Origin of the sequence: Thioalkalivibrio sp. ALE16 (assembly GCF_000381305.1) — a bacterium.
Classification (GTDB): Bacteria; Pseudomonadota; Gammaproteobacteria; order Ectothiorhodospirales; family Ectothiorhodospiraceae; genus Thioalkalivibrio.
Genome location: NZ_KB906359.1, coordinates 103,307 through 117,685 on the forward strand (window position 1 = coordinate 103,307; position 14,379 = coordinate 117,685).

Genomic DNA, 14,379 nt, shown 5'->3' on the forward strand with positions numbered 1-14,379 from the left:
GTTCAGAAGGACAGGGCGTTCTGCACGATGCGGTCGACCAGTTTGTTGACGTCGCGCAGGGCCTCCGCGGAGGCCTCGTCGCCGATCTCCGGGACGCGCTGGTAGCCCACGTAGATGGTGCCGGGCTCGTCGGAGAGTTCGTAGATTGCGATCACGTAGGGGCAAAAGGTGATGTTGTGAGGGTCCGCATCCATGGTCGCGCGCGAGTAGGTGGCGCTGCAGAAATCGACGGACATGCCGTTCAGGTACAGGCCTTCGCCACTTTCCTGGTCGGCGGTGCGGTCCAGCATGTCGGCAATGTAGCCGCGATTGTTGATCACCAGTCCCTCGGCGGCGATGGCGTCCTCGATCATCTCGTAGTAGAAGTCGAACTCGCCCTCGATGCTGTACACCACGCGTTCCTCGGTCTCGATCACGGTCTCGGGGCCGAATGCGTGCGCGGTGCTGGTGGCGAAGCCGACGCCAAGCCCGAGGGTGATGGCGAGGGCCGAGGTCCGCAATGCGCGTGTTACGGGGTTGGTCGTTTTCATGGTTCCTTCCTCAGGTAGCGGGTTCGAAGGCTGGATGAGCGAGGGCGGGTGTCGCCGCCAACGCCCCTCGGGGCGGCCGGCACCGCGTTTTCCGGGATGCCGGGTTCAGTCGAAGAAATGACCGGCAAACCGGGTTCGAGGGGCCCAGTAGGGGTTGTCCAGTTGCTCGATACGCACCTGGCCCCGGGAGCTGGGTGCATGTACGAAACGTCCGTCTCCCACGTAGACCCCGACGTGATCGATTTGACTCCCGTTGATCGCGAAGAACACGACGTCACCCGGCGTCGGGGCGCCTTCTCGCCGCGTGGCGGCCCGGGCCTGGTCGCGAGTGGTGCGCGGCACGCTGCGACCGGCCTCGCGGTAGGCGCGCTGCACCAGGGCGGAACAGTCGAGTCCGGAGGCGTCGGTTCCCCCGTAGCGATAGGGCGTGTCCAGGTGCCCCAGGGCCGTGAGGACGACCTCCGAACGCTCCAGACCGGCCTCGGGCGCGGGACTCATCGGCCCCTGCGGGAGCGGCTGGGGGGTGGCGATGGTGGTGGCGGTCTCCGTGCCGCGCGGCTCAGGGCCGGCGCTGCAGGCCGCGAGGAACAGCAGGCCGCTGCCCACCAGAGCGAGGGGCAGGAAGCGCGGGACGGTGTCAGAAAAGATCGCGTTCGGCATAGCGGTCGGGGACAGTGAAGAGCTCGGGACTCAGGTCGTCGGTGGAGATGCCCGCGAGGCGAGTGGTCACGCCGTCGTGTTCGCTGACCTCCAGGGGGATGCCATCCACGCGCGGCAGCAGGGACGCGCCCATCTGCGAGGCCATCGGGCCACCGGCCTCGAGGGCGCTGAGGGACAGCTCATACAGGCGATCCATCAGGGCGCCCAGGGTGGCGAAGTCGTGTTCCTCCAATCCCAGACGGGCCGGGTCCGACACGCAGACCGTACTCTGCACCTGACCGTCGATCAGGACCTCGTGCTCGTCACAGACGAAATCGCCGATCTCGCGCTGCTCGCCGGTGGTCCGGGTGCTGATTTCGGCATCGAAGCCTTCCGCGCCGATGCCCAGTTGCTCTTCCAGTTGCTGGCGCACCTCCGGCGGAAGCTGCTCCATCTGGCGACGCAGATCGCTGACCATATCGGTCATCGCGCGCATTTGCTGGTCCATAACCTCGCGGGTCAGCGGGGTGTAGGTCTGTTCGGTATCGTCCACGACGGTCAGCTGGTCGTTGGTGGCGTCGAACAACATATAGCCGGAGGTGCCGCTGATCGCCTCGTTCAGCTCCATGCGAACGATGTCACCGCGCACCAGGATCTGGCTCTCCAGCCCCTCGTCGTCCACATAGTGGAGCAGGGCATCGGCCTGGGCCGCAGAGCCCAGCGCCAGCAGCCCGCAGGCGGCGAGCGGTGTAAGGGCCTGGCGGAGGCGGTCGAACGGGCCAGTACGGCAACGATGCATGGGGGTGTCTCCGGTTTCCGGGCGGACTGTGGTGCTCGTGGGCCTCATTGTAGCGCGTTGCTCAGGTTGCGACGGGCTGGAGCAGGCGGTGCGCGAGGGCATCGGGGTCGAGCGGTGCATCCGGGGCGACCTCGATGCAGCCTTCGGCATCGGTCGGCCATTCCTGTTGGGGCTGCTGCTGTTGCATGACCTCGATACCGGCATCCGAGGCGTCGGTGCCCGCGCGGGCGCGGCGCTCCAGGCGCTCCCGCAGAACGTCGTCGCGCGCCTGGCAGGCGACCACGGCGAACCCGGCCGCATGGCGCCGGGCCAGGGCCTGGAACGGAGCACGTTGCTCGCGGGTGAGGAAGGTGGCATCCACGACGACGGTCAGTCCGAGCGACAGCAGGCGTTCCGCGCGCTGTAACAGGTGTTCGTAGATCCGGGCGCGCCCGGCAGCGCTGTAGTCCACCGGCTCCTCCATCCGCTTGCGCTCGATGTCGGAGCGCAGCCGGATCGCCCCCAGGGCCTCCAGCACCTGGGTACTGACGACGGTCTTGCCACTGCCGGAGACGCCGTGCATCAGGACGAGGCGCGGCGAGCCAGCCTCGGTCAACCGGTCCGCGAGGGCGAGGTAGCGACTCATCTCCGCCCGGTGGGCCGCTTGTTCATCGGACGGCAGCTGGGGCTCGGCTCCGTGTATGCCCTGGACCTTGGCCCGGATCAGGGCACGGTAGACCTGGTACAGCGGCAGCAGGGCAAGACCATCGAAGTCTTCGCGCCCCTCGAGATAGGCATTCAGCAGCCGCCAGGCATGGGCGCGGGAGCGGCGGGCCAGGAGATCCATGGTGGTGAAGGCGATCTCCGACATCACGTCGATCCAGCGCAGGGCGGGGTCGAATTCGATGGCGTCGAAGGCGACCGGGACCTCGTCGCCATCCTCGTTCGTGACGTAGACCAGGTTCCCGAGGTGCAGGTCACCATGGCCGTGGCGCACGAACCCGGCATCATGTCGTTCCTGAAGAAGGGGCCACAGCCGATTGATTTCCGTCCGGGTCCATTGTTCCAGGCGCTCGAGGCGCGCCCGATCCGAGGCGCCGTTGACCGATTCGGAGAGGGCCGGGAAGTTGTCCAGCATGGGCTGGGTCGCGGCCTCGGCGGTCCCGTACTCGGATTGAGCATCGGTCCGCTCGGTGCGCTCATGGAAGGCCGCGATGTAGTGACCGAGCGCATCCATGGCCGCCGTGGGGAGCCGGTCCCGCTCCAGTAGTCGGTCGAACTGGCGCTCGCGGTCGAAGCGGCGCATGCGCACGGCATAGTCGAGCACGGGGCCGGCGCCATTGATGACCGGATGCGCGTCGTCACCATTGAGGGTCACGACCTCCCGATAGAGCTGGGGCGCCAGGCGGCGGTTAATCTCCAGCTCGGTCTCGCAGTAATGGCGGCGGGCGTCCAGCGTGGTGAAGTCGAGAAAGCCGAGATCCAGCGGTTTCTTGAACTTGTAGGCCTCGTCGCCGGCGAGGATTACGGTGGAGATATGGGTCTCGATGGTCCGAACCGCTCCGGTGTCCGGCAGGGGCGTCGGGAAGCCGTTGCCCTGGACCAGTTGGCGCAGGCGTTTCTGGTGCTGTTCCAGTTCGGTCATGGGGGCTCCGCTTGGAGGTTCAGGCGGGCGAGCGTCGGCGCCGGATGTTTTTCCCGGAATCGCCGGGCATGCACCCGTTTTTGCTTGTCGGTCAGGTTACCATTGCAGCCGTTCCGGTCACGTCGCCCCCCAGCCAGTCCATGCCACGAAAGAGCCGCCAGCGTCCCCGTCATCGAAACGCGCCCCGCAGGGGGCGGGTCCGGCGCCTGCTGGGCGCGGGGGGCTGGACCCTGGCCGGCCTGCTGCTGGCCGCCGTGGGGATCGGGGGGCTCTATGTCCATCATCTGGACCGCGAGATCCGCGAACGGTTCGAGGGCCAGCGCTGGGCATTGCCCGCCCGGGTGTATGCGCGGCCGCTGGAGCTGTTTGCCGGCCGCCCGCTGACGGCGGATGCGCTGGAGATGGAGCTGCGCGCGCTGAATTATCGCGAGACGCCGGAGGGTTCGGGCCCGGGCGAGTTTCACGTCAGAGGCGGTACCGTGCGGCTGACCACCCGGCCGTTCACGTTCGGCGACGGACGGGAGCCGGCCCATTCGGTACGCGTGCGCCTGGCCAACGGCCGGGTGCAGTCGGTGGCGGAGCAGTCCGGGGGCCGCAATGTGGACCTGATGCGGGTGGAGCCGTTGCTGATTGGCAGCATCTATCCGACCCATGGTGAGGATCGCATCCTGGTCGATATCGACGAGGTACCGCGCGAGCTGATCGGGGCGCTGCTGGCGATCGAGGACCGGCGGTTCATGTCGCATCGCGGGATTGATCCGGTGGGCATCGGGCGGGCGGCGGTCGCCAACCTGCGTGCCGGGCGCACGGTCCAGGGGGGCAGCACGCTGACCCAGCAGCTGGTCAAGAACTTCTATCTGACCCGCGAGCAGACGCTGAGCCGCAAGCTGAATGAAGCGGTGATGGCCCTGTTGCTGGAACACCGCTACGACAAGCGGGAGATCCTCGAGGCGTATCTGAACGAGGTGTTCCTCGGGCAGACCGGCGAGCGGGCGATCCATGGCTTTGGCCAGGCGGCCCAGTTCTACTATCAGCGTCCATTGAACGAACTGCGCCTGGATCAGCTGGCGCTGCTGGTCGGTCTGGCGCGGGGAGCGAGTTATTACGATCCGCGCCGCTTCCCGGAGCGGGCCACGCAGCGCCGCGACCGGGTCCTGGAGGCGATGGCGGAGACCGGTCTGGCGAGTCGCGAGCGCGTGGATCGGGCCCTGGCAACCGCACTTGATGTCTCCCCGGTAATGCCGGAGGGGCGCAGCCGTTTCCCGGCCTTTCTCGACCTGGTGCGGCGTGAGCTGCGGGCCGACTACGCGGACGAGGACCTGCGCAGCGAGGGCCTGCGGATCTTCACGACCATGGATCCGGTGGTGCAGATGCGGCTGGAGGATCGCCTGGTGCGGGGTGTGGACGAGCTGGTCCGGAGCCGCGGGGGCGGTTCCGACCTCGACAACCTGCAGGCCGCGGCGGTCGTGACCGATCCGCAGGCGGGCGAAGTGCTGGGGGTGGTGGGGGATCGCAACCCGCGCTATCCCGGGTACAACCGGGCCGTGGAGGCCCAGCGCCAGGTGGGGTCGGTGATCAAGCCGTTCGTCTATCTCGCGGCCCTGACCAACCCGGATCGTTACACCCTGGCGACCCTCCTGGATGACAGCCCGCTGACCCTGCAGCTGCCGCACGGGGAGCCCTGGACGCCGCGCAATTTCGATCGCGAGAACCGGGGGACGGTCACGGCCTGGGAGGCCCTGGTGCAGTCCTACAACGTGGCGACCGTCCGCCTGGCGGAGGAGATCGGTATTTCCCAGGTGGTCAACCTGCTGCAGACGCTGGGGCTGCAGCGGACGCCGACCCCGTTGCCCTCGCTGGCGCTGGGCGCGATCGAGCTGTCACCGCTGGAGGTGGCCGGGCTCTACCAGGCGCTGGCGAACGGCGGCTACGCGACGGGTACCCGGGTGATCCGGGATGTCCTGGACCAGAACGACGAGGTCCTGTCCCACTACGGCCTGTCGCTCCAGGGGGCGGTGTCGGATGGTTCCGTGCGCGTCCTGACCCATGCCCTGCACGACGTGACTCGCGAGGGGACCGGGCGGCGGATCGCGGCGCGGCTGAGTGGTCAGGTGGTGGCTGGCAAGACCGGTACCACGAACAACTTTCGGGACAGCTGGTTCGCCGGCTTCGATGATCGGCATGTGGCGGTGGTCTGGCTGGGGATGGACGACAATCGCCCGACTGGACTCACCGGTGGCGTCTCCGCCGCGCCGGTCTGGGCGGAGATCATGGCGGGGGTAGGCGTGCAGTCCCTGCGGCTGGAAGGCCACCCCGGCGTGGGCTATCAGGAGGTGGACCTGGCCTCCGGCCTGCGGGTGGAAAACGAGGACCATGCCTGCGAGGCGGTGAAGACGCTGCCGTTCTGGCAGAATTCGGGGCCCGAAGGGCGCGCCGAGTGCGACCTGGGCAGTGATTCCGGCTCGCAGGGCTGGTTCGAGAGGTTATTTCGTTGAAGATGTTCCGTATTGCAGAGGACCGGTCCCGGAAAGCGCGGATGGCCAAGGGCGGCTGGCGGGCGGTACAGGGCGCGGGTGTCGTCGCGCTGGCGCTTGTACTGGCGGCCTGCGCGACCCCGGCGCCGCGCGATGCCGGCGCGCCCGCGCCCGACGCGACCGAGAGGGCCGTTTATGAGGATCCGGCGCAAGAGGAGCGTGATGCACCCGAGCCGGAACGCGACCCGACCCCTGGCGCGGCCCTGCAGCTGGCCCAGCAGGCCGAGTCGGCGCGCGAGGCCGGGGATACCGCGCGGGCGGAACAACGCCTGGAACGGGCCTTGCGCATCGCGCCACGGGATGCGGGCCTCTGGCATCAGATGGCCGCGCTGCGTCTGGAACAGGGTCGCCACGAACAGGCCGAGCGCCTGGCGGAGCGTTCGCTGCGGCTGGCGGGTGGGACCGACCGCGAGCTCGGGCTGAAAAACTGGCGCGTGATCCTCGCGGCGCGCGAGGCCCTGGGCGATGCCGCCGGTGCCGAGGAGGCCCGCGAGGCGATCCGCCGTCTGGAAGCCGGCGTTGTCTGACGCGGCGGCGGGATCGGCGGCCGTTCACGCCCTGAGCCCGGGGGGCGACCTGGCGGAGGCCGTTGCCGGCTTTCGCCCGCGCGAGCCGCAGCAGCGCATGGCCGTGGCGGTGGAGGAGGCCCTGGCCACCGCACCCACCGCCCTGCTGGTCGAGGCGGCCACCGGGGTGGGCAAGACCTTCGCCTATCTGGTGCCGATCCTGCAGGCGCGCCGCCGCGCCCTGATCTCCACCGGTACCAAGACCCTGCAGGACCAGCTCTTCGAACGCGACCTGCCGGTGGTCTGCGAGGCGCTGGGCTATCGTCCGCGCGCAGCCCTGCTGAAGGGCCGGGCCAACTACCTTTGCCACTATCGCCTGGAACTGGCAGCGGCCGAGGCGGGCGGCGCGACCGGTGGCGGAGTACGCCGTGACCAGTTGCCGGTGATCGAGGCCCTGCAGCGGTTCGCGCGCACTAGTGACACCGGGGATCTGGGGCTGGCCGGGATCCTCGCGGAGGACTCGCGACTCTGGCCGCAGGTGACCTCGACCGTGGACAACTGCCTGGGCGGGGAATGCCCGAACTACAACGATTGCTTTGTGGTGCAGGCGCGCAAGCGTGCCCAGGAGGCGGACGTAGTGGTGGTCAACCACCACCTGCTGCTCGCGGACATGGCCCTGAAGGAGGAAGGTTTCGGAGAACTGCTGCCCGAGGTGGACGCGGTGATCGTCGACGAGGCGCACCAGTTGCCGGATATTGCCGGATCGTTCTTCGGGATTGCCGTCGGCACGCGCGCCCTGCGGGAGCTGGGGCGGGACACGCGGCGTGAACAGGAACAGCATGCGCCGGAGATGCTGGACATTCGCCAGCGGGTCGCGGAACTGGAGGCCTGCGTCGCCGAGTTCCTCGAGGCGTCGCGGACCTGGGAGGGGCGTTCCAGCTGGGATACGGTCAACCCGGAGGGTGCCCTGGATCCGTTGCTGGACCGCCTTGACGCGACCCTGGGGTTTGTCGGGGACGCCCTGGAGGCCGCCGCGGCGCGGGCGCCGGGGCTGGAGCAGCTGCGCGGGCGCAGCGCCCTGTTGCTGGAGCGCCTGCGGGAATGGCGCGAGGAGACCCCGGATACCGTGGCCTGGGCCGAGCGCTTCAGCCAGAGCCTGACGCTGCATCGAACGCCGCTGGATGCGGCGCGTCCGCTCGCGCAGCGCCGGGCCGCGCGTCCGGCGGCATGGATCTTTACCTCGGCCACGCTGGCCGTGGGAGAGGACTTCAGCCATGCGGCGCGGCGCCTCGGACTCCCCGCGGACGTGGCCAGCGAACGCCTGGACAGTCCCTTCGATTTTCCCCGTCAGGCCTGCCTGGTGCATCCGCAGCCACCGCTGCCCAATCCCAACGATCCAGGATATACCCGGGCCTGCATTGCCTGGGCGTGGCCGCTGTTGCGGGACAACCCGGGGGGCGGGTTCTTCCTGTTTACCAGTCACCGGGCCTTGCAGGAGGCGGCCGCTATCCTGCGCGCCGAACTGCCCCGCGATCGCGAGCTGCTGGTCCAGGGCGAACAGCCGCGGGGCGATTTGCTGGCGCGGTTTCGCGAGTCGGGGACGGCCTGGCTGCTGGGGGCCCACAGCTTCTGGGAAGGAGTGGATATCCGCGGCGAGGCACTGTCGATCGTGATCATCGATCGCCTGCCGTTCGCCGCGCCCAACGATCCCGTCCTGCAGGCGCGCGCGTCCGCGCTGGAGGCCGAAGGTCGGTCGCCGTTCATGGAGTTCACCCTGCCGCAGGCCGTGCTGGCCCTGAAGCAGGGCGCGGGGCGGTTGATCCGGGATGCTGATGATGCCGGCATCCTGGCCCTGTGCGATCCGCGCCTGACCGGAAAATCCTACGGTCGGCGTTTTCTCGCCAGCCTGCCGCCGTTCCATCGCACCCGGGAACCGGCGGCCGCGCTGCGCTTTCTGGAGCAGGCCCGGGAGACGAATACATGCGCCTGATTGCGCTCGAAACCGCAACTGAACAGTGTTCGGCCGCCCTGTATCTCGATGGCGAGATCCTTGGCGTTGCCGAGCGCGCGGCGCGGCGCCACGGGGAATTGATCCTGGGGCAGGTGGAACAGCTGCTGCGCGAGGCAGATATCCCGCGTGCCAGCCTGGATGGTGTGGCGGTCGGACGCGGGCCGGGGGCCTTTACGGGCGTCCGCCTCGGCCTAGGCGTGGCACAGGGGATGGCCTTCGCGCTGGATCGCCCCGTGGTGCCGGTCTCCACGCTGCAGGCCCTGGCGCAGCAGGCCCTGCGGGAGGGCCGACGGCCGGCAGGCGTACTGGCGGCACTGGACGCGCGCATGGGCGAGATCTACTGGAGCCTTTGTCCGGTCCGGGGGGACCGCGTGGAGACGGCGGCGGAACAGGTCGGGGCGCCTGCAAGCCTGGCGCCTGCCTGGCCCGAGGGCGAGCGTTTCGGTCTGGGATCCGCGTTCGCCGCCTTCCCCGAACTGGCGGCCGCGCACGGGCTGGCCATGGCCGCCGTGGATCCCGACGCGCTGCCGGATGCCCGCGAGATCGCCCTGCTGGCAGTGGACGCCTGGGAGCGCGGCGAGGCCGTGGCCCCCGAGTATGCGCAGCCGGAGTATATCCGCAACGATGTCGCCCGCCCGGCCACGCCGCGATGAGCCGGGAAACCGAAAACGACACCACTCCCTACCCGTGGTTGCCACCGCTGGTCGCCACGATCAAGGCGGAGCCGGAGAACTTTCGGGTCGAGGAGGTACCCGCCACGACGCCCGAGGGGCAAGGCGAGCATGTCTGGCTGGAGATCGAGAAGCGCCTGCTGAACTCGGAGGACGTGGCCGTGTGGCTGGGACGCGAGTCAGGTGCGGGACGCGGCCGGGTGAGCTACGCCGGGCGCAAGGACCGTCAGGCCGTTACCCGCCAGTGGTTCAGCGTGCAGTGCCCGCCCGAGTCCGAGCCCGACTGGGCCGGCCGGGCCGAGGCCTGGAATAGCCCACAGGAGGCCGAGGCGACGGGCAGCTGGATGCGGGTGCTGCGCGTGGTGCGCCACGCGCGCAAGCTGCGCACCGGCCACCTGGCCGGCAACCGCTTCGAGATCCGGCTGGGTGCCGTGCAGGGTGACCGGGCGGCGGCGGAATCGATCCTGGCGGCGGTGCGTGACGGGGGCATCCCGAACTACTTCGGCGCGCAGCGTTTTGGTCGCGATAATCTGGAGCGGGCGCGCGTCTGGCTGGGTGGCGGGCGGGCGCCGCGCAGCCGCAATCAGCGCAGTCTCCTGCTCTCCGCCGCGCGCTCGGCGATCTTCAACGCGGTACTCGCGGCCCGCGTGCGCCGTGGCGACTGGGATCGGGTGTTGCCGGGGGACGTGGCCAATCTGGAAGGCTCCGGCAGCGTGTTCGCGGTACCGGAGGTGGATGCCGAGCTGGAGGCCCGTGCCGCCCGCCTTGACATCCATCCGACCGGGCCCCTGTGGGGCCGTGGCGCCATGCAGACGGCGGGCGAGGTGGCGGCGCTGGAGGCGGCCATCGCTGCAGAAGAACCGGTATTGGCGGAAGGACTGGAGCAGGAGGGTGTCCGGGCCGCCCGCCGATCACTGCGCATGGTACCGCGGGCCGTTGCATGGCGCTGGGAGGGCGACGACCTGTGGTTGTCGCTGGAACTGGGGGCCGGGGAATATGCGACGGGGGTCCTGGACGCGATTGGCAACGCGCGGGACGCGGACCGGTCGGGCTGACCGGGGCGGGCTCAGGCGGAGTTCTTGAGCTTGCTTTCGGCGCGTTCGGCGCGCTGTTCGGCCTCCACGCGGTCGGTGATGTCCTTCTGGATGCCGATGTAGTACGTGAGCCGGTCCTCGTCGTTGAATACCGGGGTCAGCGACAGTTCGTTCCAGAACAGGCTGCCGTCCTTGCGGTAATTGCGCAGGGTCACGCGGCAGGGGCGGTTTTCCTCGATGGCCGAGCGGATCTCCTGGCGCACCTCCTGATCGGTGTCGCTGCCCTGGAGGAACCGGCAGTCACGGTAGAGGATCTCTTCGGAGCGGTAGCCGGTGAGTTCTTCGAAGGCCCGATTCACATAGATCAGGATGTTGTCGTCGCCCTCGCGCTCGGCGATGACGATGCCGTCGTTGGAGGCGTCCACGGCGAGGGCGAGGAGTTCGGTGTCTATCGTTCGGGTCATAAACGTGTAGCGATCTGGTCTGCGAGTCGAGCGCGCCAGGGCCCTTTACCGGGCGCAACCTCCGCGCTTGTATGGCACGAAAATAGCACGTTCCGGTGCCACTGTGCTCAAAAATCGGACACCAGCCGGGATGTTTTCGCGTGGCACGGACGTAAAAAAGGCCGCCCGAAGGCGGCCTTTCTCGATGGGGTACGGGCTGTTAGCCGCCGCCACGCGAAGATTCACATCTCCTGGGTCACGGTGAAGGCGCCGCGCACGTCACCCTCGCGGAAGCCAGTTGCCTGATCTTCGGGGTAAAGACGTTCCAGCGCGTGCTTTACTTCGCCGCTGACCTCGGATCCGTGGCAGGTCAGGCAGGCCCCGCCGGTCGGGATGGCGGCCATGAAGCGGAACTTCGGCTCGCCGTCTTCGGCCTCGACCACGCCGAAGCGGGGCGGGAGATCCGCGGCCGGTGTGCCGGCCGCGTGCTGGGCCTCGAAGCCCTGCAGGGTGAGGCGTTCCCAGCGGTCCGGGGCGTTGTTCTGGTTACGCAGCTTCAGGCTGGTGCGACCGATCTCAATGCCGGTCTCGGCCGAGATGTCACGTGCAATCTCGGGGGCGCGTTCGTTGCAGACCTGGATGGCCTCGGTCGGGCCGCCCGATTGCATGGCGGACATCAGCTCGCCCTGCAGGGTGCTGGCGAACTTCTGGATGGCGTCACGATTGGCGGCGATGCGTTCCTGCAGATCATCCTGGCTCAGCTGGGGCATCGTGTCGGCACTGGCGTAGCCGCTGCCGGCGGTGAATGCGATCAGGCCGAGGGCCAGGGGGGCAAGCTTCCAGTTCTTCATGGCAAATACCTCGCAGTGCAGAGTCCGTTGCGTCCTGTACCTATACAAGAGCTGTACAAAGCATGGACCGATCGTGGTTGGAATGCAAGGAAGGGCGTACGGAAAGGATAGCCGGCCGGGCTAGCCAATTCCGTAAAACACCTCACAGGCCTCGACTCAGTCTAAGCGTGAATATCGCGAATTGCGAATATGGCAAGGGCCGTATGTGAGTGCGCCGTTGGTTGGGGCGGTCACGGCCCGTTCGCATGGGGTCTCAGGGAGACGCTGATTTAATCGCACGTCCGCGCTCGAGTCGCTTTTGCGTGCGAACAAGGCGCGGTGACTGCCGTGCAGTTATTCTGCACAAGGGAACCGTAACGCCGTGCGCATGCCCGTTTTTGATAACAACGGGCGGCCGAGCCCCTGCTTTCTATGGCTTGTGGGGTCGGTGTCCCCCGATTCTGAATGAATATGGCCCGATCCTGCGTTGCGCCCCGAATCCATCAGAAACGGGCGGGTAGAACCACTACCCGCTGCACGACGCGCCTTGTCTCGGAACGCTTTGTCTCGAAGAACCGGGGGGCACCAACGCGGACGTGCGATTAAATCAGCGTCTCCCTCAGCGAGCGGAATCCGGGTTGCGCGGGCGTTTGAGCAGGACGTAGACCGCCCCGGTTCCACCGTCGGCCGGGCGTGCGGAACAAAAGGCGAGTACATCGTCGCGCTGGCGCAGCCAGTGGTCGGTGAGACCCTTGAGGACCGGGCCTTGCTGGCGCGAGCGCAGTCCCTTGCCATGCACGATGCGAACGCACAGGGCTCCTTCCCGGCGGGCATCGTCGAGGAACAGGCCGATGGCGCGGCGCGCCTCGTCGGCGAACAGGCCATGCAGGTCGATCTCGTCCTGGATGCGGTAATGCCCGCCGCGCAGCTTGCGGAATACCCGCTGGCTGATCCCCGGGCGCGTGAAGCGGAGTTCATCGCCGGGCTGCAGGTCAGCGGCGTTGAGTGGATCGCTGAGCCAGTCGGCGTGGGCCTGGGCCTCGTCGGCGTCGCGCTGGCGGGCCCGGGCGGCGGGTCGCGGCGGCCGCACGTCGGCCTGATCGCTGTGGAGTCGACGAACGTTGCCAACCGCCTGCAGGAATTCGTCGAAATCGTTGGGATCATCCCCGGAGTTCATGGCAGGATACTCGCACTTTTCGGGGGGCGGGCGCGATCGTGTCGATCGACGGGCCCGGCCCGGACGGTTTCCAGTATATTAAGAGCCCTCTCAACGGCCCCTTTCCTGCATGCGCATTCTGGTTAGCAACGACGATGGAATTCACGCCCCGGGCATTCAGTGCCTGGCGACGCATCTGCGCCGGATTGCCGAGGTCCATGTGGTGGCGCCCGACCGCGATCGCAGTGGCGCCAGCAACAGTCTGACCCTGGTGCGGCCGCTGCGCACGCGTCACCTTCAGGGGGGCGACGTGCAGGTGGACGGGACGCCGACCGACTGTGTCCACCTGGCGATCACCGGCCTTTTGCAGCAGGAACCGGACGTGGTGATCTCCGGCATCAATGCCGGTGCCAACATGGGGGATGACGTGCTTTATTCGGGCACGGTCGCCGCCGCGATGGAGGGGCGCTTCCTGGGACTCCCGGCGATCGCGGTCTCGCTGGTGGGGCCGGACCTGCGCCATTACGACGCCGCCGCGAGCGTGGTGGTCGAGCTGCTGGACCGCATCAATCGCGTTCCGCTGCCGGCGGCCACGATCCTGAACGTGAATGTCCCCGACCTGCCGCGCGCCGAGATCCGCGGGGTCCAGGCCACGCGCCTGGGGCATCGCCACCGGGCCGAGCCGATGATCGCGGACGAGGACCCCCGCGGGCGTCCGATCTACTGGGTCGGGCCGGCCGGTTCGGAACAGGATGCCGGGCCCGGTACGGATTTCCATGCGGTGCGCGAGGGGTATGTCTCGGTCACGCCGATCCAGGTGGACCTGACCCGCTTTGACGCGATCGATACGGTAGGGCGCTGGCTGGACGATTCCCTGCCGGAGGCTGGGCATGGTTCCTGATGCCGCCGGCGCGGGCCTGACCTCGCAGCGGGCGCGCGATCGCCTGGTCCGGATCCTGGAGGGGCAGGGGATTCGCGATCCACGGGTCCTGGAGGCCGTGCGCAGCATCCCGCGCCACCTGTTCGTGGAAGAGGCTCTGGGGCACCGTGCCTACGAGAACACGGCCTTGCCGATCGGTCATCGCCAGACCATTTCCCAGCCCTTTATCGTTGCGCGGATGACCGAGGCCCTGCTGGAAGGTGATCGCCCGCGCACGGTCCTGGAGATCGGGACGGGCTCGGGCTATCAGGCCGCCGTGCTGGCCCAGATCGTGGATCGGGTGTTTTCGGTGGAACGCATCCAGGCGCTGAGCCGCAACGCGCGCGAGCTTCTCAGTCGTCTGGGGATCAACAACGTGAACCTGCGCCATAGCGACGGTGGGGAAGGGTGGCCGGAGAAGGGGCCGTTCGACGGCATCATCCTGACCGCGGCGCCCCGGGAGGTGCCGGAGGCGCTGCTTACCCAGCTGGCGCTGGGCGGCCGACTGGTCGCGCCGGTGGAGGGTCCGGACGGGCGCCAGCAACTGGTGCGCTACACCCGGACGGAGGAGGCCTACGTGCGCGACATCCTGGATGCCGTGATGTTCGTGCCCATGCTGCCGGGGGCCGAGCAGTGACGCGGGTGGCGCCCCTTCCGGGTGGGTGTGACTGAGCCGATGGTGG

Annotated in this window: 14 protein-coding genes; 7 read left to right on the forward strand and 7 right to left on the reverse strand. The window is 68.4% G+C overall.

The genetic code is table 11. The features are described 5' to 3' along the window. Positions 1 to 2: 2 nt before the first annotated feature. The 4 genes from F627_RS0106840 to F627_RS0106855 form a co-directional block, all read right to left on the reverse strand. The gene (locus F627_RS0106840; protein WP_038035762.1) at positions 3 to 530 is read right to left on the reverse strand and encodes a DUF302 domain-containing protein; all 528 of its coding nucleotides are present in this window, start codon (positions 528 to 530) and stop codon (positions 3 to 5) included. 105 nt (positions 531 to 635) lie between these two features. After that, on the reverse strand, positions 636 to 1,190 hold the full coding sequence (locus F627_RS0106845; RefSeq protein ID WP_019583637.1) for a C40 family peptidase: 555 nt from the start codon (positions 1,188 to 1,190) through the stop codon (positions 636 to 638). After that, positions 1,168 to 1,968, reverse strand: a complete 801-nt coding sequence (locus tag F627_RS0106850; protein WP_019557980.1) for a hypothetical protein — start codon at positions 1,966 to 1,968, stop codon at positions 1,168 to 1,170. Before F627_RS0106850 ends, F627_RS0106845 begins: the two co-directional genes overlap by 23 nt. Before the next feature lie 61 nt (positions 1,969 to 2,029). Then, positions 2,030 to 3,592, reverse strand: a complete 1,563-nt coding sequence (locus F627_RS0106855) for a bifunctional aminoglycoside phosphotransferase/ATP-binding protein (protein WP_019583638.1) — start codon at positions 3,590 to 3,592, stop codon at positions 2,030 to 2,032. 140 nt (positions 3,593 to 3,732) lie between these two features. Here F627_RS0106855 and mrcB point away from each other — a divergent pair, with 140 nt between their 5' ends. Genes mrcB through truD form a run of 5 tightly spaced genes read left to right on the forward strand, consistent with a single transcriptional unit; the run spans position 3,733 to position 10,369 of the window. Continuing rightward, positions 3,733 to 6,087: a penicillin-binding protein 1B gene (gene mrcB, locus F627_RS0106860; protein ID WP_081630728.1), complete on the forward strand. Its 2,355-nt coding sequence runs from the start codon at positions 3,733 to 3,735 to the stop codon at positions 6,085 to 6,087. A 41-nt stretch (positions 6,088 to 6,128) separates the two neighbouring features. Beyond that, positions 6,129 to 6,653: a tetratricopeptide repeat protein gene (locus F627_RS0106865; RefSeq protein ID WP_018867393.1), complete on the forward strand. Its 525-nt coding sequence runs from the start codon at positions 6,129 to 6,131 to the stop codon at positions 6,651 to 6,653. Next, positions 6,646 to 8,622, forward strand: a complete 1,977-nt coding sequence (locus tag F627_RS0106870) for an ATP-dependent DNA helicase (RefSeq protein WP_018879024.1) — start codon at positions 6,646 to 6,648, stop codon at positions 8,620 to 8,622. Before F627_RS0106865 ends, F627_RS0106870 begins: the two co-directional genes overlap by 8 nt. Further along, the gene (gene tsaB / locus F627_RS0106875; RefSeq protein WP_019557983.1) at positions 8,613 to 9,296 is read left to right on the forward strand and encodes a tRNA (adenosine(37)-N6)-threonylcarbamoyltransferase complex dimerization subunit type 1 TsaB; all 684 of its coding nucleotides are present in this window, start codon (positions 8,613 to 8,615) and stop codon (positions 9,294 to 9,296) included. Before F627_RS0106870 ends, tsaB begins: the two co-directional genes overlap by 10 nt. Beyond that, entirely contained in the window at positions 9,293 to 10,369 is a 1,077-nt protein-coding gene (truD, locus tag F627_RS0106880) for a tRNA pseudouridine(13) synthase TruD (RefSeq protein ID WP_019583640.1), read from the forward strand. The genes tsaB and truD overlap by 4 nt, the downstream gene beginning before the upstream one ends. Before the next feature lie 11 nt (positions 10,370 to 10,380). Here the strand turns inward: truD and F627_RS0106885 are convergent, their stop codons facing one another. The 3 genes from F627_RS0106885 to F627_RS0106895 all read right to left on the reverse strand — a co-directional run bounded on the left by F627_RS0106885 (position 10,381) and on the right by F627_RS0106895 (position 12,798). Continuing rightward, entirely contained in the window at positions 10,381 to 10,812 is a 432-nt protein-coding gene (locus F627_RS0106885) for a PAS domain S-box protein (protein ID WP_026332050.1), read from the reverse strand. Positions 10,813 to 11,033: 221 nt separating this feature from the next. Further along, a complete protein-coding gene (locus F627_RS0106890) occupies positions 11,034 to 11,642 on the reverse strand; it encodes a DUF3365 domain-containing protein (RefSeq protein WP_018867398.1) in 609 nt (202 codons plus the stop codon). 598 nt (positions 11,643 to 12,240) lie between these two features. Then, positions 12,241 to 12,798, reverse strand: a complete 558-nt coding sequence (locus F627_RS0106895) for a Smr/MutS family protein (RefSeq protein ID WP_018875373.1) — start codon at positions 12,796 to 12,798, stop codon at positions 12,241 to 12,243. 109 nt (positions 12,799 to 12,907) lie between these two features. On the opposite strand from F627_RS0106895, the gene surE reads away from it, so the two are divergent. Both surE and F627_RS0106905 read left to right on the forward strand, forming a co-directional pair. Next, positions 12,908 to 13,678 carry a 5'/3'-nucleotidase SurE gene (surE, locus tag F627_RS0106900; RefSeq protein ID WP_018875374.1) on the forward strand — a complete coding sequence of 257 codons (771 nt, stop codon included), beginning with the start codon at positions 12,908 to 12,910 and terminating at the stop codon, positions 13,676 to 13,678. Continuing rightward, positions 13,668 to 14,333, forward strand: a complete 666-nt coding sequence (locus tag F627_RS0106905; protein WP_018867401.1) for a protein-L-isoaspartate(D-aspartate) O-methyltransferase — start codon at positions 13,668 to 13,670, stop codon at positions 14,331 to 14,333. Before surE ends, F627_RS0106905 begins: the two co-directional genes overlap by 11 nt. The last annotated feature ends 46 nt before the right edge of the window (positions 14,334 to 14,379 follow it).

Excerpts from the sequence above, each read along its gene's own strand:
- F627_RS0106890 (WP_018867398.1), bottom strand. The coding sequence starts at position 11,642 with ATGAAGAACTGGAAGCTTGCCCCCCTGGCCCTCGGCCTGATCGCATTC.
- F627_RS0106840 (WP_038035762.1), bottom strand. The coding sequence starts at position 530 with ATGAAAACGACCAACCCCGTAACACGCGCATTGCGGACCTCGGCCCTC.
- F627_RS0106895 (WP_018875373.1), bottom strand. The coding sequence starts at position 12,798 with ATGAACTCCGGGGATGATCCCAACGATTTCGACGAATTCCTGCAGGCG.
- F627_RS0106865 (WP_018867393.1), top strand. The coding sequence starts at position 6,129 with ATGGCCAAGGGCGGCTGGCGGGCGGTACAGGGCGCGGGTGTCGTCGCG.
- mrcB (WP_081630728.1), top strand. The coding sequence starts at position 3,733 with ATGCCACGAAAGAGCCGCCAGCGTCCCCGTCATCGAAACGCGCCCCGC.
- F627_RS0106885 (WP_026332050.1), bottom strand. The coding sequence starts at position 10,812 with ATGACCCGAACGATAGACACCGAACTCCTCGCCCTCGCCGTGGACGCC.
- F627_RS0106850 (WP_019557980.1), bottom strand. The coding sequence starts at position 1,968 with ATGCATCGTTGCCGTACTGGCCCGTTCGACCGCCTCCGCCAGGCCCTT.
- F627_RS0106845 (WP_019583637.1), bottom strand. The coding sequence starts at position 1,190 with ATGCCGAACGCGATCTTTTCTGACACCGTCCCGCGCTTCCTGCCCCTC.
- tsaB (WP_019557983.1), top strand. The coding sequence starts at position 8,613 with ATGCGCCTGATTGCGCTCGAAACCGCAACTGAACAGTGTTCGGCCGCC.
- surE (WP_018875374.1), top strand. The coding sequence starts at position 12,908 with ATGCGCATTCTGGTTAGCAACGACGATGGAATTCACGCCCCGGGCATT.
- F627_RS0106855 (WP_019583638.1), bottom strand. The coding sequence starts at position 3,592 with ATGACCGAACTGGAACAGCACCAGAAACGCCTGCGCCAACTGGTCCAG.
- truD (WP_019583640.1), top strand. The coding sequence starts at position 9,293 with ATGAGCCGGGAAACCGAAAACGACACCACTCCCTACCCGTGGTTGCCA.
- F627_RS0106905 (WP_018867401.1), top strand. The coding sequence starts at position 13,668 with ATGGTTCCTGATGCCGCCGGCGCGGGCCTGACCTCGCAGCGGGCGCGC.